Source organism: Terrabacter sp. FW104-15G4B (genome assembly GCF_058790095.1).
Genome location: NZ_JBYTCI010000021.1, coordinates 21,864 through 41,677 on the forward strand (window position 1 = coordinate 21,864; position 19,814 = coordinate 41,677).

Annotated in this window: 20 protein-coding genes; 8 read left to right on the plus strand and 12 right to left on the minus strand. The window is 72.5% G+C overall.

All coding sequences use genetic code 11. The features are described from left to right. Positions 1 to 31 precede the first annotated feature (31 nt). The 3 genes from AC3WRT_RS15300 to AC3WRT_RS15310 all read right to left on the minus strand — a co-directional run bounded on the left by AC3WRT_RS15300 (position 32) and on the right by AC3WRT_RS15310 (position 2,670). Positions 32 to 391 (minus strand): NADH-quinone oxidoreductase subunit A, encoded by a 360-nt coding sequence (locus AC3WRT_RS15300; protein ID WP_020145018.1) that lies wholly within the window; start codon positions 389 to 391, stop codon positions 32 to 34. Positions 392 to 527: 136 nt separating this feature from the next. Then, positions 528 to 1,847: a geranylgeranyl reductase family protein gene (locus AC3WRT_RS15305; protein WP_492723341.1), complete on the minus strand. Its 1,320-nt coding sequence runs from the start codon at positions 1,845 to 1,847 to the stop codon at positions 528 to 530. Between the two features lie 130 nt (positions 1,848 to 1,977). Beyond that, complete coding sequence (locus AC3WRT_RS15310; RefSeq protein ID WP_492723343.1) at positions 1,978 to 2,670, minus strand: demethylmenaquinone methyltransferase; 693 nt, start codon at positions 2,668 to 2,670, stop codon at positions 1,978 to 1,980. A 132-nt stretch (positions 2,671 to 2,802) separates the two neighbouring features. Between AC3WRT_RS15310 and AC3WRT_RS15315 the strand changes: the two genes are divergently transcribed. Continuing rightward, positions 2,803 to 4,098, plus strand: coding sequence for an isochorismate synthase (locus AC3WRT_RS15315; RefSeq protein ID WP_492723345.1), 1,296 nt, complete (start codon positions 2,803 to 2,805; stop codon positions 4,096 to 4,098). Between the two features lie 9 nt (positions 4,099 to 4,107). After that, positions 4,108 to 5,898, plus strand: coding sequence for a 2-succinyl-5-enolpyruvyl-6-hydroxy-3-cyclohexene-1-carboxylic-acid synthase (menD, locus tag AC3WRT_RS15320; RefSeq protein WP_492723346.1), 1,791 nt, complete (start codon positions 4,108 to 4,110; stop codon positions 5,896 to 5,898). 18 nt (positions 5,899 to 5,916) lie between these two features. On the opposite strand, the gene AC3WRT_RS15325 is transcribed toward menD, so the two are convergent. From AC3WRT_RS15325 to AC3WRT_RS15335, 3 genes are read right to left on the minus strand one after another with little or no spacing between them, the layout of a single operon-like run. Continuing rightward, positions 5,917 to 6,672: a 3-keto-5-aminohexanoate cleavage protein gene (locus AC3WRT_RS15325; protein ID WP_492723348.1), complete on the minus strand. Its 756-nt coding sequence runs from the start codon at positions 6,670 to 6,672 to the stop codon at positions 5,917 to 5,919. Continuing rightward, positions 6,669 to 7,673 (minus strand): o-succinylbenzoate synthase, encoded by a 1,005-nt coding sequence (locus AC3WRT_RS15330; RefSeq protein WP_492723349.1) that lies wholly within the window; start codon positions 7,671 to 7,673, stop codon positions 6,669 to 6,671. Before AC3WRT_RS15330 ends, AC3WRT_RS15325 begins: the two co-directional genes overlap by 4 nt. Before the next feature lie 47 nt (positions 7,674 to 7,720). Next, positions 7,721 to 8,206: an NUDIX hydrolase gene (locus AC3WRT_RS15335; protein ID WP_492723351.1), complete on the minus strand. Its 486-nt coding sequence runs from the start codon at positions 8,204 to 8,206 to the stop codon at positions 7,721 to 7,723. A 35-nt stretch (positions 8,207 to 8,241) separates the two neighbouring features. On the opposite strand from AC3WRT_RS15335, the gene AC3WRT_RS15340 reads away from it, so the two are divergent. The 6 genes from AC3WRT_RS15340 to AC3WRT_RS15365 all read left to right on the plus strand — a co-directional run bounded on the left by AC3WRT_RS15340 (position 8,242) and on the right by AC3WRT_RS15365 (position 14,574). Further along, on the plus strand, positions 8,242 to 9,192 hold the full coding sequence (locus AC3WRT_RS15340; RefSeq protein ID WP_492723352.1) for a 1,4-dihydroxy-2-naphthoyl-CoA synthase: 951 nt from the start codon (positions 8,242 to 8,244) through the stop codon (positions 9,190 to 9,192). A gap of 67 nt (positions 9,193 to 9,259) precedes the next feature. Then, positions 9,260 to 10,801, plus strand: a complete 1,542-nt coding sequence (locus tag AC3WRT_RS15345) for an MFS transporter (protein ID WP_492723354.1) — start codon at positions 9,260 to 9,262, stop codon at positions 10,799 to 10,801. Next, complete coding sequence (gene menE, locus AC3WRT_RS15350; protein ID WP_492723356.1) at positions 10,801 to 11,985, plus strand: o-succinylbenzoate--CoA ligase; 1,185 nt, start codon at positions 10,801 to 10,803, stop codon at positions 11,983 to 11,985. Before AC3WRT_RS15345 ends, menE begins: the two co-directional genes overlap by 1 nt. A gap of 46 nt (positions 11,986 to 12,031) precedes the next feature. Beyond that, entirely contained in the window at positions 12,032 to 12,316 is a 285-nt protein-coding gene (locus AC3WRT_RS15355; RefSeq protein WP_492723358.1) for a PLDc N-terminal domain-containing protein, read from the plus strand. A 19-nt stretch (positions 12,317 to 12,335) separates the two neighbouring features. Beyond that, positions 12,336 to 13,211: a 1,4-dihydroxy-2-naphthoate polyprenyltransferase gene (locus AC3WRT_RS15360; protein WP_492723360.1), complete on the plus strand. Its 876-nt coding sequence runs from the start codon at positions 12,336 to 12,338 to the stop codon at positions 13,209 to 13,211. A gap of 136 nt (positions 13,212 to 13,347) precedes the next feature. Next, positions 13,348 to 14,574, plus strand: coding sequence for a flavin-containing monooxygenase (locus AC3WRT_RS15365; protein WP_492723362.1), 1,227 nt, complete (start codon positions 13,348 to 13,350; stop codon positions 14,572 to 14,574). Positions 14,575 to 14,593: 19 nt separating this feature from the next. Here AC3WRT_RS15365 and AC3WRT_RS15370 read toward each other — a convergent pair whose 3' ends face one another. The 6 genes from AC3WRT_RS15370 to AC3WRT_RS15395 are packed head-to-tail and all read right to left on the minus strand — an operon-like array spanning position 14,594 to position 19,773. Beyond that, on the minus strand, positions 14,594 to 14,935 hold the full coding sequence (locus AC3WRT_RS15370; RefSeq protein ID WP_492723364.1) for a DUF4229 domain-containing protein: 342 nt from the start codon (positions 14,933 to 14,935) through the stop codon (positions 14,594 to 14,596). A gap of 11 nt (positions 14,936 to 14,946) precedes the next feature. Then, a complete protein-coding gene (gene ccsB, locus AC3WRT_RS15375; RefSeq protein WP_492723366.1) occupies positions 14,947 to 15,984 on the minus strand; it encodes a c-type cytochrome biogenesis protein CcsB in 1,038 nt (345 codons plus the stop codon). Then, positions 15,981 to 17,735: a cytochrome c biogenesis protein ResB gene (gene resB / locus AC3WRT_RS15380; protein WP_492723368.1), complete on the minus strand. Its 1,755-nt coding sequence runs from the start codon at positions 17,733 to 17,735 to the stop codon at positions 15,981 to 15,983. Before resB ends, ccsB begins: the two co-directional genes overlap by 4 nt. Before the next feature lies 1 nt (position 17,736). Then, positions 17,737 to 18,480 (minus strand): cytochrome c biogenesis CcdA family protein, encoded by a 744-nt coding sequence (locus AC3WRT_RS15385; RefSeq protein WP_492723369.1) that lies wholly within the window; start codon positions 18,478 to 18,480, stop codon positions 17,737 to 17,739. 10 nt (positions 18,481 to 18,490) lie between these two features. After that, positions 18,491 to 19,105: a TlpA family protein disulfide reductase gene (locus AC3WRT_RS15390; protein ID WP_492723371.1), complete on the minus strand. Its 615-nt coding sequence runs from the start codon at positions 19,103 to 19,105 to the stop codon at positions 18,491 to 18,493. Further along, a complete protein-coding gene (locus AC3WRT_RS15395) occupies positions 19,105 to 19,773 on the minus strand; it encodes a histidine phosphatase family protein (RefSeq protein ID WP_492723372.1) in 669 nt (222 codons plus the stop codon). The genes AC3WRT_RS15390 and AC3WRT_RS15395 overlap by 1 nt, the downstream gene beginning before the upstream one ends. Positions 19,774 to 19,814: the final 41 nt, after the last annotated feature.

The following is a 19,814-nucleotide window of genomic DNA, read 5'->3' on the forward strand; positions in this document are numbered from 1 at the left end:
ACGTGCCGCTGGTGCGGCGTCATCCGCGAGGTCAGTCCCACTCGAGGCCGCCACGACGCCACACGTAGGCGTAGGCGACGAACACCGTGAGGATGAACAGGACCATCTCGACCAGCGCGAAGAGGCCCAGCTTGTTGAAGGCCACCGCGAACGGGTAGAGGAAGACCGACTCGATGTCGAAGATGATGAACAGCATCGCCGTCAGGTAGTACTTGATCGGGACGCGTCCTCCACCGGCGGCCTGCGGGGTCGGCTGGATGCCGCACTCGTAGGCCTCGAGCTTGGCGCGGTTGTAGCGCTTGGGCCCGACCACGAGGGAGGTGAAGACCGACAGCGCCGCGAACGCGAAGCCGAGACCCAGCATGAAGAGGATCGGGACGTAGGAGTTCATCCGAGGTCACGTGCCTTCCGGTCGTCCTTGTCGTGCATTGCAGCGGCTGCGGGCTCGCAGGTGCGCGGCGCACCCATCCTAGGGGCGCTTCCGACGATTGTGCTCGGCGTCACAAGTGCGCCGACAGTCGGGCGGTTCATGCGCTGGGCGCCAGCCGCGAGAGGGTGGAGATGAGCCGGTCGCTCGCGCCCTTGCTGCCCGGGTCGGCGAGGTTGGCCATGATCTTGAGCAGGAACGGCATGAGCCGGGTGCGCGGAAGTCCGTACCTCGTCGCGAGCCGCATGACCTCCGGGTTGCCGATGGCGTGCGCGAACCAGCGGCCGAGGGTGAAGTAGCCGCCTAGCTCGGACTTCATGACCTTGGGGTATGCCGCGAGCACCCGCTCGCGCTCGGCGTCGCTCGGTCGCGCCATCGCCTGGGCGACGAGCTCGGCGCCGAGGCGTGCCGCCTCGAGGGCGTAGTCGATGCCCTCGCCGTTGAACGGGTTGACCATGCCACCGGAGTCGCCGACGAGGAGCAGGCCGTCGGCGTACAGAGGGCTGCGGTTGAAGCCCATCGGCAGGGCGGCGCCGCGGATGGGACCCGCGGACTCGTCGTGCTCGAGCTGCCACTCGGGGAAGATGTCCTCGACCCAGCGCCGCATGACGTCCTTGTAGTCGGTCTTCTGGAAGGCCGAGGTGGTGTCGAGGGTGCCGAGGCCGACGTTGGTGCGGCCGTCCTCGAGCGGGAAGAGCCAGCCGTAGCCCGGCATGAGGATGCGGTTGCCGGCGTCGTCGCGGCTCCACAGCTCGAGGTGGCTCTCGAGGTAGTCGTCGCGCCTGGGCGTCGTGTAGTACGCGCGGACGGCCACTCCCATGACGCGGTCCTCGCGCTTGGGCCGCCCGACGGCGGTGGCGAGGCGGCTCGAGACGCCGTCGCTCGCGACGACGACAGGGGCGCGGTAGGTGACCGTCTCGCCGGTGGCGCGGCCGGCGTCGTCGAGGCGCTTGGCCGTGACGCCGGTGACGCGGCCCGCGCTGTCGTGCAGCGGCGCCGTGACGCTCGTGCGCTCGTGCAGCAGGGCGCCCTTCTTCTGCGCGTGACGGGCCAGGGTCTCGTCGAGCTGGGCGCGGGTTCGGACCATGCCGTAGCCGGGGAAGGCGTCGGACTCGGGCCAGTCGAGCTGCAGGGTGTGCCCGCCGCCCTTGATGCGCAGGCCCTTGGTGCGCTGCCAGCCGGTCGTGTCGACGCCGAGGGAGATGAGCTCCCTGGTGGCCCGGGGGGTGAGCCCGTCGCCACAGATCTTGTCGCGGGGGAAGGCCGACTTCTCGAGGAGCAGGACGTCGAGACCGTGGTCGGCGAGGTAGGCGGCCGTGGCGCTTCCACCCGGGCCGGCCCCGACGACGATGACGTCGGCCCGCTCGGCAGGTGCGCCATCGGCTCCCGAGGAGCTCGGCGCGACGCTCGAACTGGTCATGTCTCCCTGCACGCTTCCGAACCGCTTGTGAAGATCTTCACGAACTAACTTCGGGAGTCTATTCCCGCCATTTCGCGGTTGTCAGATAAGGCATGCCTAAGTCTCGACAACACTCGAAAGGGCGGCTGGGTCAGCGCTTGGTGGCGTGGTGGAGCGCGACGACGCCACCCGTCAGGTTGGTCCAGCCGACCTGCTGCCAGCCGGCCGCCTCGATGACGCGCGCCAGCTCGCCCTGGGGCGGCCAGGCGCGGATCGACTCCGCGAGGTAGACGTAGGAGTCGGGGTTGCTGGAGGTGCGACGGGCCACCGGCGGAAGCGCGCGCATGAGGTAGTTCGAGTAGACGGTGCGGAAGACCTTGTTGACCGGCTGGCTGAACTCGCAGACCAGCAGGCGGCCTCCGGGACGGGTGACGCGGAGGAACTCGCGCAGCGCCGTCTCGGGGTCCGCGACGTTGCGCAGCCCGAAGCTCATGGTGACGACGTCGAAGCTCTCGTCGGCGAAGGGCAGGCTCATCGCGTCCGCGGCGGTGAACGCCATGTCGGGCCGGCGGCGGCGACCGACCCGGAGCATGCCGAGCGAGAAGTCGGCCGGCACGACCTCGATCTCCCGGTCGGCCCACGGCTCGCTCGAGGTGCCGGTGCCGGCGGCGATGTCGAGGATGCGCTCCCCCGGCTCGGCGTCGACGGCCTTGACGACGGCGCGGCGCCACAGCCGGTCCTGCCCGAGCGAGAGCACGTCGTTGGTGACGTCGTACTTCTCGGCGACCGTGTCGAACATCGACGCGACGTCGACCGGTTTCTTGTCCAGCTGCGCACGGGTCATGCGCCCATCCTCGCACCCCGCGCTGAGGTGCCGTGAGACGCGGCGTGCCACCCCGGGGCGGCGGCCGGCCTGCGTGTCGCCCGGGTCGCCGCTCGCCGGGCCGGCGGCCGGACGGCCGTACAGTTGCAGTCGATGTCGACGCTTCCAGCCCCCGACGCGCCGTCCCCCGCCGCGGGACCGACGCTCGTCGTGCGCACCGTGCCGCTCGCAGCAGCGGACGCCCTGCTCACCTTCCTCCCCGCCGACCGGCCGCATGATGAGCTCGTGTCGTGGGTGCGCCGCGGTGAGGGCCTCGTCGGCTGGGGCACCGCCCTGACATTCGAGGCGCGCGGCGAGGACCGCTTTGCGGACGCCGAGGCGTGGTGGCGCGAGGTCGCCGGACGCGCCGTCGTCCGTGACGAGGTCGGACGGGCCGGCACAGGCCTCGTGTGCTTCGGGTCCTTCCCCTTCGCGTCGGACTCCGCCGAACCCGCCCGGCTGGTGGTGCCCTCCACCGTCGTCGGTCGGCGCGACGGGCAGACGTGGCTCACCACCGTCTCCCTCGAGCCCCAGCTGACCCTCATCGAGGACCCGTCTGCTGCAACGGATCCCGAGCCGCCGCAGGGCGTGGCGTTCGCCGACGGCGCCGTCTCCCCGGCGGACTACTCGCACGCGGTCGCCGAGGCCGTGCAGCGCATCGCGGCGGGCGAGGTCGACAAGGTCGTGCTGGCCCGCGACCTGGTCGCGACAGCCTCCGGGCCCATCGATCCCCGCTGGCTGCTGCGGCGCCTGGCCGAGCGGTACGAGAACACGTGGGTCTTCGCGGTCGCGGGCCTCGTCGGAGCCACGCCGGAACTGCTCGTGCGGCGCGACCAGGGGCTCATCACCTCCCGGGTGCTCGCCGGCACCATCCGGCGCACCGGCGACGACGCCAAGGACCTCGCGCTCGCCGCGTCGCTCGCGAGGTCGTCGAAGGACCTCGAGGAGCACGAGTACGCCGTGCGCTCGGTCGCGGACGCACTCGCACCACACTGCTCGTCGATGAACGTGCCGGAGGCGCCCTTCGTGCTGCACCTCCCCAACGTCATGCACCTGGCCACGGACGTCGCGGCCGTGAGCGCGGACGGCGCCTCGTCGCTGACGCTCGCCGCATCGTTGCACCCGTCGGCGGCGGTCGGCGGCACCCCCACGGATCGTGCGGTCGAGCTCATCTCCGAGCTCGAGCACATGGACCGCGGCCGCTACGCCGGCCCGGTGGGCTGGATGGACGCCAAGGGCGACGGCGCGTGGGGCATTGCCCTGCGCAGCGGTGCCTTAGACGCCGGCGACCCCTCGCAGATCACGCTGTATGCCGGCTGCGGCATCGTCGCAGGGTCCGACCCCGAGTCGGAGGTCGCCGAGTCGATCGCCAAGCTCATCCCCATGCGCGACGCGCTCGCGAGCGACTGACCCGTCACCATGACCGCTCGACGCACGGCCCCGGAGCTGGCGCTCCACGTGCTGCAGCAGCTGTGGCTCTGCGGCGTGCGCGACGTCGTGCTGGCTCCCGGGTCACGGTCGGCGCCGTTCGCCCTGGCACTGGACGCGGCCGACCGGCGGGGCGACCTCCGGCTGCACGTGCGTGTCGACGAACGCTCGGCAGGCTTCCTCGCCCTGGGTCTCGCGACCGGTTCGCGCCGGCCCGTCGCGATCGTCACGACGTCCGGCACGGCCGTCGGCAACCTCCTGCCGTCGCTGATGGAGGCGCACCACACCGGCCGCCGCGTCATCGTCGTCAGCGCTGACCGTCCCGACCGGCTGCGCGGCACCGGCGCCAACCAGACGACCGACCAGGCGGGGATCTTCGGGGTGTTCGCCCCGTGCCACGACGTGACAGCCGGAGTCCCCGCTGAGGAGTTGAGTGCCCTTGTGACACAGTCCTGCTCGCGTCGCGGTCCGACGCAGCTGAACGTGCAGCTCGAGGGTGACCTCCTGCCCTCGGACGCCGGCCCGGACACGTGGTGGCAGAGGCCGACGAGCGCGCACCGCAACGATCCCGCCGCGAAGGGTTTCGTGCAGCGCGAAGCGCCAGCCGGCCGAAAGGATCCCGCCATGGATGGGTCGCGGTGGTCCGCGGACGAGCCGGGACGCGATCCGTCCGTCTCGCTGCCCACCGACGGAGAGGTGCTCCCGCTCGGGCCGCGCACCGTCGTCGTGGCCGGCGACGACGCAGGGCCGGCCGCGCGGTTGCTGGCCGAGTCCGCCGGCTGGCCCCTCGTGGCCGAGCCCACGTCGGGAGCCCGCATCGGCCGTCAGGCCCTGCGCACCGGCCGGCTGCTGCTCACCACCGACCTGCGCGGCGACGTGGAGCGGGTCGTGGTCATCGGGCACCCCACGCTGTCGAGACCGGTGACGAGCCTCATCAGCGACCCCGGGCTCGAGGTGCTCTCCGTGCGCGGGCGCGACGGCGTCGCCACCGACCCCGGACGGGTCGCCCGCGTGCTCGACGCCGTGCCCCGCGTCGAGGCCCCCGACGACCCGGAATGGTTCGACGCCTGGCGTGACGCCGACGACCGGCTCGCCGCTCTCATCGACGCCGGAGTCGCTGCGCCGCAGGGCGACCCGGCTGGCCCTCCTGGGGCCACTGGCCTGTCGGCCCTGGCCGTCGCCGCCGTGGTGGGCGCCGCCGTCGCCGCCCACACGACGCTCGTCGTCGGCTCCTCGAACGCCGTACGCGACCTCGACGTCATGGCCACACCGTGGCCGCCCGGGGAGCACCGTCTCGTCGTCGGCAACCGCGGCCTCGCAGGCATCGACGGCATGGTGTCGACGGCCATCGGTGTCGCCCTGGGCCGACCGCAGGCCGCGCGCAGCATCGCCTACCTCGGCGACCTCACCTTCCTGCACGACACGAACGGCCTGCTCACGGGCCGCGGCCAGCGTCGGCCGGACCTCACGTTCGTCGTCCTCAGCGACGACGGCGGCGCGATCTTCAGCACCCTCGAACAAGGCGACCGCCGCTACGCGAGTGCCTTCGAGCGGGTCTTCGCGACCCCGCACGGCACCGACCTCGAGGCACTGTGCGCGGCACACCACACGGCATACGAGTGCGTGGACGACCTGGGTCGTCTTGCTGCGGCGCTGGCCGAATCCGCATCCGGCATGAGAGTTCTCGAGGTCCCGGTGTCGCGTGCGGAGCGACGGGACGAGGCGGCATGGCTGCGCGAGCTCGCACAGCAGGCGGTACCGCACCGGGACGACCGCCGCTGACACCCGCGCACCGGCGGCTCAGCGGGTCGAGCTCTCCGAGGTCGGAGTGCTCGGCTGGAGCTCCAGGGCCGCCATGACCAGCTCGGCGTTGTCGCGGGCCTCACGGCCATCCGGCAGAGACAGCGTGTCCTCGAGGCCGACGCGCACGTCGTAGCCGGCCTCCTGTGCCCACCGGAGCACGGGCCACGCCCACCGCTCCTCTCCGTGCACGAGAACGGGCACCGGGGAGGCCCCGAGAGCCCGAACCAACTGCTGGGCGGCCTGCGGGCCGTCGAGGCCAGGGGTCACGCCCGGGATGACCTCGACGAGGACGCGCTCGACCTGCGCCGCCCAGGAGGTCGAGGCGAAGCGACTGGCGGCCTGTGGTGTCCAGATGCCGGCTTCGACACGGATCCGCCTGTCCCGCAGGGCTTCTGCAACGTCGACGGCGCCATCCTCGTGCCAGTTGACGCTCGCGCAGTCGGGTCCACCGAGATCGGGCGAGGGCCACCGGGACACGTGGGCGAGCTTCTGCCGGGTGCTTCCGACGATGCCGTCACGCGTCGACACGCTGACGCGCAGCCCCGGAGTCGCAGCGCGGAGGGCCACGACCGCATCCACGACGTGCCGCGTCTCGAGGGTCTCGCGGCCGGATTCGTCCCGCGGGTGCACGTGCACCATCAAGGCACCCGCCGCGACGGCCTCGGCCGCCGCGCGGGCGAGCTCCCCGGGCGTCTGGGGCACGGAGCGGTGCTGGTCGCGGGTGCGGTCGCCGTTGAGGCAGGCCTTGATCATCGGCGGGGCCCACCCGCCAGCACGGCATGGCATCGGACGAGGCGGTCGCGCCACCACCGCTGCCGGTCCGGCGGTGCGGCCAGCGCCGCCAGGGCCTCACGGTCGGGCACCGCGCGCCCCGTGGTCAGGAAGCCACCGGTCGGGCGCCACGGACTCGCTGAGACGTCGCGCTCGAAGAGGCCGACGGTGCCGAGGCCGCAGGCGTGGTCCAGGGAGGGCAGTGCCGCGGCGAGCGCCACCCCGGCGGCGATGCCGAGACTCGTGTCCAGCGCGGACGAGACGACGGCCGGCAGACCGCAGGCCTCGACGACCTCGAGCGCGCTCGCGACGCCACCGAGCGGTGCGACCTTGACGACGACGACGTCGGCTGCGCCGAGCCGTGCGACGCGGATGGGGTCGTCGGCCTTGCGGATCGACTCGTCGGCAGCGACGAGGACATCGATCCCTCTACGTGCCAGGGCTGTACGCAGCTCGATGAGCTCCTCGACCGTGGCGCAGGGCTGCTCGGCGTACTCGAGGTCGTATGCCGTGAGCCGCCTCAGCGCCTCCGTGGCCGTCTCGACGTCCCACCCGCCGTTGGCGTCGACCCGGATGCTGGCGGACGGCCCCATCGCGGCACGGACCGCGGCGACGCGGTCGACGTCGTCGGCGAGGGTCTGGCCCCGTTCGGCGACCTTGACCTTGGCCGTCGTGCACCCGTCGAAGCGAGCCAGGACCTCGGGCACCCGCTCGGGAACGACGGCGGGGACCGTCGCATTGACCGGCACGGCGTTGCGTACGGGAGCAGGCCACACGGCATACGCAGCCTCGAGCCCAGCGGCGAGCCAGCGCGCGGCCTCGCCGTCGGTGTACTCGACGAACGGGCTGAACTCGCCCCAGCCGGAGGGCCCTTCGAGCACCAGCGCCTCGCGCACATCGACCCCCCGGAAGCGCACCCTCATCGGCAGCGCGACGACGTGTGCCCGCTCCAGGAGCTCGTCGGCCGGGGGCAGCGTCGTCATGCCCCCATCATTCCCGACACCACGTGCCGAGGCCCCACCTCTTCGGGTCAGTGGCCGAGGCGGACCTCGGCCGGATTCTCGACGGCCAGTGCGATGCGGTCGCGGAACAGCCGGCTCATCGGCGGCAGCGCCTCGAGCGGGAACCAGCCCGCATCGGTCACCTCGTCGTCGCCCGGTCGCGGCTCGCCCGAGACCCAGCGGCAGCGGAAGGTGTGGTCGAGGTACTGCGCCAGGTCGCCGTTCGCGTGGGTCACGACGTCGCTCGTCGACACCCACACGAGCCGCTCGACCTCGACGACGACGCACGCCTCCTCCTGGACCTCGCGGACCGCGGTGACGTGCGGCTCCTCCCCCGGGTCGACGATCCCGGTGACCGGAGTCCAGGCCCCGTTGTCGGAGCGCTTCACGAGCAGCACCTCGTCCTCGCCGCCGGAGGCGGCCGCCCGCAGCACGACGGCCGTGACGCCCGGCATCCACAGCAGCTCCCGGCCGACCATGGTGCGCAGGCGGGAGACATAGGGAGGGATCGGCATACGGGCGAGGCTAACCCCGTCGGTAGGGTCGGTCCGTGAGAAGCGAGCGCAGCGTGTCCGAGATCTTCGACCCGACCGAGTGGGCGCCCGTCGAGGGCTTCGACCTCAGCGACATCACCTACCACCGGCGCCGACCCGTGGCCGGTCGCCCGCACGCCGAGTCCGGGGTGGTGCGCATCGCCTTCAACCGGCCCGAGGTGCTCAACGCCTTCCGGCCGCACACCGTCGACGAGCTCCACCGCGCCCTCGACCACGCCCGCATGACACCGGACGTGGGTGTCGTGCTGCTCACCGGCAACGGGCCGAGCCCCAAGGACGGCAAGTGGGCCTTCTGCTCCGGCGGTGACCAGCGCATCCGCGGGCGGTCGGGCTACCAGTACGCCGAGGGCGAGACCGCCGACACTGTGGACCAAGCGCGCACCAAGGCCCAGGGCGGCCGGCTGCACATCCTCGAGGTGCAGCGCCTCATCCGCACGATGCCCAAGGTCGTCGTCGCCGTCGTGAACGGCTGGGCGGCCGGCGGCGGCCACTCGCTCCACGTGGTCTGTGACCTCACGATCGCGAGCCGCGAGCAGGCCCGCTTCAAGCAGACCGACGCCGACGTGGGCAGCTTCGACGCCGGCTACGGCAGCGCCTACCTCGCCAAGATGGTCGGGCAGAAGTTCGCCCGCGAGATCTTCTTCCTCGGCCGCACCTACTCCGCCGAGGACATGCAGCGCATGGGCGCGGTCAACCTCGTGGCCGACCACGCCGACCTCGAGCGCGAGGCGCTGCAGGTCGCGACCGAGATCATGGGCAAGAGCCCGCAGGCCCAGCGCATGCTGAAGTTCGCCTTCAACCTCGCCGACGACGGGCTGATGGGCCAGCAGGTCTTCGCGGGCGAGGCGACGCGCCTGGCCTACATGACCGACGAGGCCGTCGAAGGCCGTGACCAGTTCCTCGAGAAGCGCGAGCCCGACTGGTCGCCCTTCCCCTGGTACTTCTGACAGCCAGCTGACGGCGCCCATCGGTGTCGGGCGCACGGGCCAGCCCCCGACAGGGCAGGATGTCGGCGTGGGACCGAGCGACGACCGCCGCGCCGCTGGCCGGCGCACGACGGCGGCGAGCGCGACGCGCGCCGTGGGTCGCGGCGTGCGCCGAGCCGTCGCGGGCACGGCCCGGGTGACCGCCCGGACGGGACGCGGCGCGGCCGGCCGGGCCCACGCGTACACCCACTCCGGCGGGGCCGGCGAGTCGGGACTGGCCCGCGTCACGGAGCTGCACGCCAGCCACACCACGGGCGACACGATCATGACGCTCGCGCTGGCCGGCACCCTCTTCTTCAACCCGCAGACCGCGCAGGCGCGCAGCGACGTCGCGACGTTCCTGCTGCTGACGATGGTGCCGTTCGTACTCGTCGCACCCCTCATCGGGCCGCTGCTCGACCGCTTCTCCCATGGCCGGCGCTGGGCGATCGGCACAACCCTGGCCCTGCGGGCCTTCCTCTGCTGGGTGCTCGCCGAGGCCCTGGCCACCGACAGCAGCTGGCTCTTCCCGGCTGCGCTGGGCTGCCTGGTGGCGTCTCGCGCCTACACCATCACCCGGGCCTCGGCGGTGCCCCGCCTGCTGCCACCGGGCACGACGCTCGTCAAGGCCAACTCCCGCGTGTCGATGGCCGGTGTCGTCGGTGCCGTCGTCGGCGGCGCGCTCGGCGGGCTGGCCATGCTCGCCGGCCCGACCTGGGCGCTGCGGCTGGCCTTCGTCGTCTTCGTCGTCGGCACCGTCCAGGCGATCCGGTTGCCGGCGCGGGTCGACTCCTCCGCAGGCGAGGTGTCGATCGAGGACACGACGCCCATCCCGATCAGCAGCGCACGCCCGTCGGGGCGCGGTGGCCAGGCACCAGTCAGCTCGCTGCGCGGCACCCAGCGCGGGTGGGGTGACGACCCGGCCGCACGGCGTACGCCCGTCGGGGGCGACGCCCTGACCGTGGACTCGCTGGGCCCGCTGGGCCGCTTCCGCCGTCGCAAGCAGGCCATCCCGTGGCCCGTCATGCACGCCCTCTGGTCGACGGGCGGCACCCGCGTGCTGACCGGCTTCCTCATCCTCTTCCTGGCCTTCCTCGCCAAGGAGCACCCGATCGACGGCCTGCGCGCCGAGCTCGTGCTCGTGCTCGTGGCGATCGCAATCGGCCTGGGCAACGGGCTCGGGAGCGTCGTCGGCAACGTCGTGCGCGACCAACGTCCCGAACGCATCGCCATGGTGTCGGTCCTCGCGGCGACGGTCTGCTGCGCCGCCACCGGGATCTGGTACGGCCTGTGGACGCTCCTCCTGCTCGGCCTCGTCCAGGGGCTGTCGGCACAGCTGTCCAAGCTCGGCTTCGACGCCCTCGTGCAGCGTGAGGTCCCCGAGAACGTCCGCACCTCCGTCTTCGCCTGGTCCGAGACCATCCTCCAGGTGCTCTGGGTCGTCGGCGGCGTCCTCGGCATCGTGCTGCCCCTCGTGCCCCACATCGGCTTCCCGGTGTGCGCCGTCGCGATGGCGGCAACCGTCGCCATGGCGGTGCGGCAGCGCCGACGGGCCCGGCGCACCGCCACTGCGAGAGCGAGACCTGCCTGATGGCCGCCCCCTTCCCGCGCCCCCTGCCGGTCCCGGCCGGACCTGCCGTGCTCGACGTCCTGCCGGCCCTCGAGGCGGCGCTCACCGGGCGCGCACCCGTGCTGCCGTATGCCGCGACCGAGCCGCCGCCGTCCGTGTCGGCCCACGACCTGTCCGGGCTCCCCGAACGGCTGGCCGTCGCCATCGGCACGTCCGGGTCGACCGGCCGGCCCAAGCGCGCCCTGCTGACCTCCGACGCGCTCGAGCGGTCGGCGTGGGCGACCCACCAGGTCCTGGGTGGCAGCGGCGCCTGGCTGCTCGCCATGCCGGCCCACCACGTGGCCGGGCTGCAGGTGCTCCTGCGCTCGCTCGCCTCGGGCACCCCGCCGGCCGTGCTCGACCTGCGCGACGGGTTCTCTGTGGCCGGCTTCGCCGAGGCCACCGGGCGCGTGCAGCCGACCTCGTCGGCTCCACGGCGCTACACGGCCCTGGTCCCCACCCAGCTCTCCCGGCTCGTCGAGGACCCCCTCGGCCTGGAGGTGCTGCGCGTCTTCGACGGCGTGCTCGTCGGCGGCGCCGCGACGCCGGCCGCCCTCGTCGAGCGGGCCCGCTCCGCCGGGGTGTCGCTGAGCCTCACCTACGGCATGAGCGAGACGGCCGGCGGGTGCGTCTACGACGGGAGCCCGCTGCCGGTCAGCCGGGTCCACGTCGACAACGACCGGCACGTCGTCCTCGGCGGCGACACCGTGGCCCACGGCTACCTCGGCGAGCCGGCCCTGACCGGCGACGCCTTCAGCACCGACCCGGACGGGGTGCGGTGGTTCCGCACCGACGACCTGGGCCACTTCGACGAGCACGGCCTGCTCGTCATCGACGGGCGCGCCGACGACGTCATCAACACCGGCGGCCTGAAGATCAACCCCGGAGTCGTCGAGGACGCGATGACCCGCCACCTGGACGACGTCCTCGACGTCGTCGTCATCGGCCTGCCAGACCCCGAGTGGGGCGAGTCCGTCTGCGCCGCAGTCACTCTCGTCGACCCGGCCGGGCAGCTGACGACCCGCGACGTACGCGACCGGCTGCGCGGCATACTCCCCGATGCGGCGCTCCCCCGCCGCGTCCTCGTGCTGCCATCGATCCCCCAGCGCGGACCGGGCAAGCCCGATCGGGACGCCATCCGACGGTCTGCGCGAGGCGCCGGCTGACCGGTGGCAAGATGGGGGTGTCCACCCCGCTGCGAAGGAGGTCGCCGTGCTCCGCGTCGTGCTGGTCGCCCTCGTCGTCTTCGCCTCGATCTACGCCGTCGTCGACTGCCTGCAGACCGACCGGCGCCTGGTGCGGATCATGCCCAAGCCCGTCTGGCTGATCGCCGTCCTCGTGCCTGTGGTGGGACCGGTCTTGTGGCTCGTGGCCGGTCGTAGCGACGCCCGCGGCGGTCCGGCGGCACGGGGTCCGGGCCGGCAGCCGCCCGGCCCGCGTGGACCGCGCGGCCCCCTCGGCCCCGACGACGACCCCGACTTCCTCCGCAAGCTGTAGAAGGACGCCCCAGACCTCCATGGCCACCCTGTCCCAGTGGATCGAGGGCGCCCGCCCTCGCACCCTGCCCGCCGCCGTCTCCCCCATCCTCGTCGGCACCGGTGCCGCCTACCAGACCGGTCACATCGTCTGGGCGTATGCCGTCCTCGCCCTCGTCGTGGCCGTGGCCCTCCAGATCGGGGTCAACTACGCCAACGACTACTCCGACGGCATCCGCGGCACCGACGAGGTGCGCGTCGGGCCGGTGCGGCTCGTCGGCCAGCGGCTCGCCGACGCCCGGTCGGTCAAGATCGCGGCCTTCGCGTGCTTCTTCTTCGCCGGTCTCGTCGGGCTGGCGCTCGTCGGCCTCTCCGGCCTGTGGATCATGATCCCCATCGGCGCTGCCGCCATCGTCGCCGCCTGGTACTACACCGGGGGCTCTCGCCCCTACGGCTACCTCGGCCTCGGTGAGGTCTTCGTCTTCGTGTTCTTCGGCCTCGTGGCGACGGTCGGCACGATGGCGACGATGACCCCACCCACAGGCGCCTGCTGGGCCGGGGCCGTCGGGGTGGGGGCCCTCGCGTCGGCCATCCTCGTCGCCAACAACCTGCGTGACATCCCCACCGACCGCGAGCACGGCAAGCGCACCCTCGCGGTGCGGGTGGGCGAGTCCGGCACCCGGGTCTTCTACGTCGCCCTCGTGGCCGTCGCCTTCGTGATGACCGGCCTCGCCTCCTTCACGTCGCCGTGGGCGCTGCTGGCGCTGCTGGCCGCCCCGCTCGTGGTGCGCCCCATGCAGGCGGTCGTCGGTCGCGCCACCGGTGCCGGGCTGGTCCCGGCGCTGGCGGGCACGGGCCAGTTCCAGCTGGCCTGGTCGCTCCTGCTCGCCGTCGGCCTCGGGCTCGGCCGGCCCTGACGCGTCTGCAAGCCCGCCCCGCGGGTCGAGGTGCTTCCTCGTGGCCGGTCGCGACGGCTACCTCCATCCGGGCCAGTGACCCGGGAGCCGCCGCGTTCGGCTGACGCCGGACGGCGGGCGGTGCCACCGTGGAGGCGTGCCCGAGGAGATCGACGTCGTCGTCATCGGGGCCGGCCAGGCCGGTCTCGCCACGAGCCACGAGCTCGGCGTACGCGGGGTCGAGCACGTCGTCCTCGAGGCCGGCGAGCCCGGCTCGTCCTGGCTCGGCCGGTGGGACAGCTTCACGCTCGTCGGCCCGAACCACACCGTCCGGCTGCCCGGCGCGACCTACGCCGGCGACGACCCGCACGGGTTCATGTCGCGCCACGAGATCGCCGAGCACCTGCGGGCGTATGCCGGCCGGCTGGGTCGGGTGCGCGAGGGCGTCCCGGTGCGCCGGCTGGCACGCCACAGGGCCGGTGGGTTCGAGCTGCGGACCGACACCGGGCCGATCCGCAGCCGGGTCGCCGTCGTGGCGACGGGCGCCTACCAGCGGCCCCTCCGGTCGTGTGCCGTCTCCGGGCTCGCGCCCGACGTGCCGTGCGTCGACGTGCTCGGCTACCGCAACCCGGCCGCGCTGCCGGAGGGACCGGTGCTCGTCGTCGGCAGTGGCCAGAGCGCGTGCCAGATCGCCGAGGAGCTGGTGCTCTCCGGCCGTGACGTCGTCATGGCGTGCGGCCGTGCGCCGTGGTTCCCGCGACGGGTCGGGGGCCGTGACCTCTTCGAGTGGCTGATGGACTCGTCCTTCTACGAGCAGACGCCCGAGCAGCTCACGAGCCCCGCGGCGCGGCACGGCGCGAACGTCCAGGCGAGCGGCGCCGGAGGGGGCCACGACCTGCACTACCGGACGCTCGCTGCCCTCGGGGTCCACCTCACGGGGCACCTGCTGGAGATCGACGGGCATTCCGCGCGGATGGCCCCCGACCTGCCCGAGGTGATCGCGGCGGGCGACGCCGGCTTCCGGTTCGTGCGGGACACGGTCCTCGCCGTCTGCCGCACCCATGGCCTGCAGCCACCGGACATCCCGGAACCCGGTCGGCTCGACACCGCCGCTCCCACGGAGCTGGACCTGCGCGGTTTCGGCGCCGTCGTCGTGGCCACGGGCTTCCGGTCTCGCTACACCGAGTGGGTGGACGTGCCGGGTCTCGTCGACGCGCAGGGCTTCCCCGTCCACGTCGACGGCGAGAGCGTCGTCGCCCCCGACCTGCACTTCGTCGGCGTCCACTTCCTGCGCCGGCGGCGGTCGTCGCTGCTCTTCGGCGTGGGCGACGACGCGACCGCGACGGCGACCCGGATCGCCGGCCGGGTCGGGCTCGCGTCCTGACCGCCCAGCCGGGGGCGGCTCAGCGCTCGGTCCGGCGCGGGGTGTCGGTCGAGGCGGCCCCGGTGGCGTCGGCGTCGGCGTCGCGCGGCGGCCGCTCGTCCTCGGCGTCCTCGGCGTCCTCGGCGTACTCGTCGCTCGTCGGGTCGACCTGCTGCTTGGCCTCGAGCTTGGCCTCGTGGCGCTCGACGAGCTTGGCGGTGACCTCGTCCCGCATGCCCCGCAGCAGGATGTAGGAGGCTGCCGCCGAGGCGATCGCCGCCGCCCCGAGCAGGAGCACCGGGTTGTGGCGCAGGCCGATGAGCCAGAAGAGCAGCAGGAAACCGAAGAAGATCAGGATGCGAAGCAGGGAGTAACGGACCACGTCACATCACCTCAGCCCATGCCGGAGTAGTTGTGCATCCCCACGAAGGTCGACACGAGGTTGACCAGCGTGAAGTTGATGATCACGGCGACGTAGCCGACGAGCGCGATCAAGCTCGACTTGCGGTGGTCGACACCCGCCGTCGCCCGACCGTGCATGTAGGCGGCGTAGACCGTCCAGATGACGAAGGTCCAGACCTCCTTGGGGTCCCACTGCCAGTAGGCCCCCCAAGCCTGCTTGGCCCAGATGGCCCCGGCGATCAGCGTGAACGTCCAGAGGATGAAGGCGACCATGTTGAGGCTGTAGGCGGTGCGCTCCAGCGACTGCGCGCTCGGCAGGGACTCGATGAAGTTCGGCTTGGCCGGCGGCTTCTCCTCTCGCCGCAGGCGCACGAGGTAGAGCAGCCCGATCGCGAAGCCGAGCGTGAAGAAGGCGACGGCGAGGAACGCCACGGACACGTGGATGCCGAGCCAGTAGGACTTCAGGGCCGGCATGAGCTCGCCGGCCTCGGTGTAGAGCACCGTGAGGGCCAGGCCCTGCACGAGCAGGATCGGCGTGACGATGAAGACGCCCAGCCACTGCCAGCCGTTGCGCTTGGCGAGCACGCTGTAGGCGGCGCCGACCGCAGCCACCGCCGCGGTGGCGAACTCGAACATGTTGCCCCACGGCGGACGCCCGACGGCCAGGCCGCGCATCAGCACCGAGGCGACGAGCAGCGCCGACGCGAGGTAGGTCAGCATCAGCGCGATGCTGCCGCGCTGGCGGCTCTTGAGGCTCTCCTCGAAGCCCTCCCCGGCGCCGGGCCGGGGCCCTGCGCCGGTTGCCGGAGTCGACACCCCACCGCTCGCGCCGCCGCTCGTGTCGCCGCTCGTGGCGCCGCCCGCGCCCACGAGGACGCCCTCTCGGTCGCGTGCGGCCAGGTCGGCGGCCTTGGCGTCGGCCACCTTGGGCGCCCGGGCGGCCAGGTGCCACGTGAAGGCGAGCATGGCGAAGGTGTAGACGATCATCGACGCGTAGAGCGCGGCATTGGCGTTGGCTGCGAGGTTCACGATCGGTCGGTCCGTTCTGCAAGGCGGTCGTGCACGCCGGCGGAGATCGCGGAGACGATCGCGGCGAGCCCGGGGTCGGAGTCCTTCGAGAGGCCACCGATGGAGACCACGGTAGCCGGTCGCGCGGTGGTGCCGGCAGGGCTGTCAAGGGTGCTGTCAAGGGTGCCGTCAAGGGTGCTGTCGAGCGTTCTGTCGGGACCGCCGCCGGGGGCGGCGCCGGCGGTCGGGGCGTCCGAGGCCGTCCGGACGCGTACGAAGACGCGACGTCGCTTGATCGTCAGGCCGAGGATGAGGCCGAGCGTCGCGAGGATCGCACTGACGAGGCTGATCGGGGCGCCGGGGTCGGTGCGCACCGACAGTCCGGCGAAGCGCTTCACGCCGTCGAACGTGATCGAGCCACGCCCGCCGGGCAGCTGCTTGGTCTCGCCCGGCTTGAGGCGGAACAGCGCCGGCGAACCGTTGGGCTGCAGCACCTGCTTCATCTCTTCGGTGTTGAGCGTGTAGACCGACTGCGGCGCACCACCCGGGAAGAGGCTGCCCTCCCACAGCGACATCGCAATCTCGGGGTTGTTCGCGTCGGGGAAGAGGGACACGGGACCGTTGGTGAAGGTCGGCTCCGCCGTCGGCAGGTAGAAGCCGGTGAAGCCGAGCTGCTTCGGGGACGCGGACGGCACCTTGATGACGCCGACGGACCGGTAGTTCGGGTCCTGCGGGAGGAACGGGGTCGCCTCGCGGTAGAGCACCGAGCCCTTCGCGTCGCGGACGGTGATGACGGGCGTGTAGCCGTTGCCGAGCAGGAAGATGTCGGCGCCGTCGACCGTGATCGGGTGGTTGACCGAGACGTTCTCGCTGCTCTTCGGTGCGTCCGGGGAGCTCTGCAGGGTCGTCTGGGCGTCGAACAGGCGCGGGCTGCCGAACGAGCGCCCCGGTGTCTCGTTGAACTCGACGTGGAGCTTGTCGAGGGACAGCACGAACGGTGGGAGCTTCTCGCTGTCGACCCAGGGCCCGGGCGAGATGGTGTTGTAGGTGCCCGCCGACGACGCGAACTTGTCGCCCTCGGCGAGGATGATGTCGCCGCGCCAGCCGAGCAGGTGCCCGACGGCCATGCCGACGATGATGCCGGTCAGCGCGAGGTGGAAGATCAGGTTGCCGGTCTCGCGGAGGTAGCCCGACTCCCCCGAGAGGCTGGTGCCGTCGTGCGCGTGGACACGGAACCGCTTGTGCCGCAGTGCCGCTCGAGCGGCGGCGAGCGCCTCGTCCGGCGGGAGGGTGGTCGTCACCTCGGCGTACTCGTCGAGCCGGTGCAACCGCGCGGGCGCGCGCGGCGGGGTGGAGCGCAGCGCCGAGAGGTGGACCTTCGTGCGCGGGATGATGCAGCCCACGAGCGAGACGAAGAGCAGAAGGTAGATGGCCGAGAACCATGGCGAGGAGTAGACGTCGAAGAAGCCGAGCCGGTCGAGCCACGGCGCGCTCGTGCGGTGCTGGGCGATGTAGTCGGCCACGCGGCCGGCGTCGATGTTGCGCTGCGGGAAGATCGAACCGGGCACGGCGGCGATGGACAGCAGCAGCAGCAGGAACAGCGCCGTGCGCATGCTCGTCAGCTGGCGCCACCCCCAGCGCAGCATCCCGATCGTGCCGAGCGTCGGCAGCGTGGGCTCCTGGCGGTCCGGCCGCATCCCCCTGCGTAGGCGTTCGGCGCCGTCGGAGCCCTCCGCGGGTTTCGAGGTAGCCGGGTCGGTGTCGGTGCTCATCTCAGATCGCCACCTGGAAGCCGTTGACGAGGCGCACCTGGATCCAGACGACGACGTCCTCCCAGACCCCGGTGAGCATGAGCAGGCCCACGATGACGAGGAGCAGGCCGCCGAGATTCTGCAGGGCGCGGCGGTGCCGTCGCAACCAGTCGTTGGCCGTGCCGGCGCGCTCCCAGAGGGCGGCCATGAGCACGAACGGCAGGCCGAGGCCGATCGAGTAGACGGCCGCGAGCGCCAGGCCCCGGCCGATCGAGCCGGACTCGGCCGAGATCGGCGCGGCCATGGCCTGGATTGCGCCGAGGGTCGGGCCCATGCACGGCGACCAGCCGATCGCGAAGGCCGCGCCGAGCAGAGGCGCCCCAGCGAGACCGGCCCGTGGTCGCCAGCTGACCGGGACGGCATACGACCGACCGAGACCGAGGAAGAGCAGCCCCATGACGAGCACGACGGCGCCGCCGACGCGCAGCAGCACGCTCTGGTGCTCACGGAAGGCCAGGCCCACCGCGGAGACGGCGGCTGCGGCGACGAGGAAGACGACGGTGAAGCCCAGCACGAAGAGCAGCGCGCCCACGACGAGCCGGCCGCGCGAACGCCGCTCGAGCGAGACGTCCGAGAGCCCGGTGACGTAGCCGAGGAAGCCCGGCACCAGGGGCAGCACGCAGGGCGACGCGAAGGAGACGAAGCCCGCGACGAGCGCGACTAGCCCTGCGGCGAGAAGGGATCCGGTGGCGAGCTGGCCGTCCACGAGGCCGCCCTCAGGCCTTCTCGCCGAGGACGTCGTCGATGAGACCGAGCAGCGTCGTGGTGGACACGGGGCCGGAGACGCGAGCCGCGATGCGGGCCTCGCGGTCGAGGACGAGGGTCGTCGGGGTGGCCGACGCCTTGCCCTGGAGGGCGAGGAGCGGCACCCCGCCGTCGTAGGCGAGCGAGGGGTAGGTGACCTTGTTGGCAGTCTGGAAGGCTCGCCCGGTCTCGGGGCCCTCGAGCTTGTCGAGACCGATGAACTCGACCTTCCTGCCCTTGGCCTGCACCGTCTGCCAGGCCTGCTGCAGCGCCGGTGTCTCCTCGATGCACGGTGGGCACCAGGAGCCCCACACGTTGACGACGAGCACGGTGCCGGCCCGCTCGGCGCTGCTCCACGGCTTGCCCTCGAGGGTCGTGCCGTCGAGCCTGACCGGCTCGCCGCGATCGCTGACGGGCAGCTGCTCGATCGAGCCGTCCCCGGCGACGTAGCCCTTGCGGTCGCCCGCCCGTGCCTGGTCCGCGACGGAGTTGGGGTCCGAGGAGCACGCCGCGACGAAGGTCACGAGACCTGCGGCCATGGCCGTGGTACCCCACCGCAGCGCGGTGCGTCGGTCGAGGTGGTCCATCAGGCGCCCACGCTCCGGCTTGCCCGCGCGAGCAGCCCGACCGCCGGCTCCGAGTAGGTCACCGAGGTCAGCTCGTCGCCGAGGTAGGCCAGCGAGGTCAACGAGGCGAGCGTGCACTCGCGCTTGCGGGGGTCGTGCCAGAGGCGACGGCCCTCGAGCTTGTTGCGCACCGTCCACACGGGCAGCTGGTGGCTGACGATGACGGCCTCGTGGCCGCGTGCGGCGTCGCGGGCGTCCACGATGGCGGCCAGCATGCGGGTGGCGATGTCCTCGTAGGGCTCGCCCCACGACGGCTTGGTGACGTTGGTGAACAGGTGCCAGTTGCGTGGGTGCACCAGGTCGGCGAGGCCGACGCTGCGCCCCTCGAAACGGTTCTCCGACTCGATGACGCGCACGTCGGTCGTGATCGCGACGCCGTGGTCGGCGGCGACCGGGCTCGCCGTCTCCTGCGCGCGTTCCAGTGGCGAGGCCACCACGTGGGTGATGTCGCTGGTGGCGAGATGGTCGGCCACGAGGCGCGCCATCTCCGTGCCGAGCTGCGAGAGGTGGAAGCCGTCGAGGCGGCCGTAGAGCACTCCCCGCGGGTTGTGGACCTCGCCGTGTCGCATGAGGTGCACGACCGTGACGTCGCCGGCAGCGGCTGCCGCCCTGCCCGCGATCTGACCCATGGTCGACAGTCTCTCAAACGTCCCGCTCAGGACCGAATCCG

Bases quoted from the DNA above. Each gene is read 5' to 3' on its own strand.
- resB (WP_492723368.1), bottom strand. From the start codon at position 17,735: ATGAGCACCGACACCGACCCGGCTACCTCGAAACCCGCGGAGGGCTCC.
- menE (WP_492723356.1), top strand. From the start codon at position 10,801: ATGGCCGCCCCCTTCCCGCGCCCCCTGCCGGTCCCGGCCGGACCTGCC.
- AC3WRT_RS15335 (WP_492723351.1), bottom strand. From the start codon at position 8,206: ATGCCGATCCCTCCCTATGTCTCCCGCCTGCGCACCATGGTCGGCCGG.
- AC3WRT_RS15305 (WP_492723341.1), bottom strand. From the start codon at position 1,847: ATGACCAGTTCGAGCGTCGCGCCGAGCTCCTCGGGAGCCGATGGCGCA.
- AC3WRT_RS15395 (WP_492723372.1), bottom strand. From the start codon at position 19,773: ATGGGTCAGATCGCGGGCAGGGCGGCAGCCGCTGCCGGCGACGTCACG.
- AC3WRT_RS15310 (WP_492723343.1), bottom strand. From the start codon at position 2,670: ATGACCCGTGCGCAGCTGGACAAGAAACCGGTCGACGTCGCGTCGATG.
- AC3WRT_RS15325 (WP_492723348.1), bottom strand. From the start codon at position 6,672: ATGATCAAGGCCTGCCTCAACGGCGACCGCACCCGCGACCAGCACCGC.
- AC3WRT_RS15330 (WP_492723349.1), bottom strand. From the start codon at position 7,673: ATGACGACGCTGCCCCCGGCCGACGAGCTCCTGGAGCGGGCACACGTC.
- AC3WRT_RS15315 (WP_492723345.1), top strand. From the start codon at position 2,803: ATGTCGACGCTTCCAGCCCCCGACGCGCCGTCCCCCGCCGCGGGACCG.
- AC3WRT_RS15360 (WP_492723360.1), top strand. From the start codon at position 12,336: ATGGCCACCCTGTCCCAGTGGATCGAGGGCGCCCGCCCTCGCACCCTG.
- AC3WRT_RS15390 (WP_492723371.1), bottom strand. From the start codon at position 19,105: ATGGACCACCTCGACCGACGCACCGCGCTGCGGTGGGGTACCACGGCC.
- AC3WRT_RS15300 (WP_020145018.1), bottom strand. From the start codon at position 391: ATGAACTCCTACGTCCCGATCCTCTTCATGCTGGGTCTCGGCTTCGCG.
- menD (WP_492723346.1), top strand. From the start codon at position 4,108: ATGACCGCTCGACGCACGGCCCCGGAGCTGGCGCTCCACGTGCTGCAG.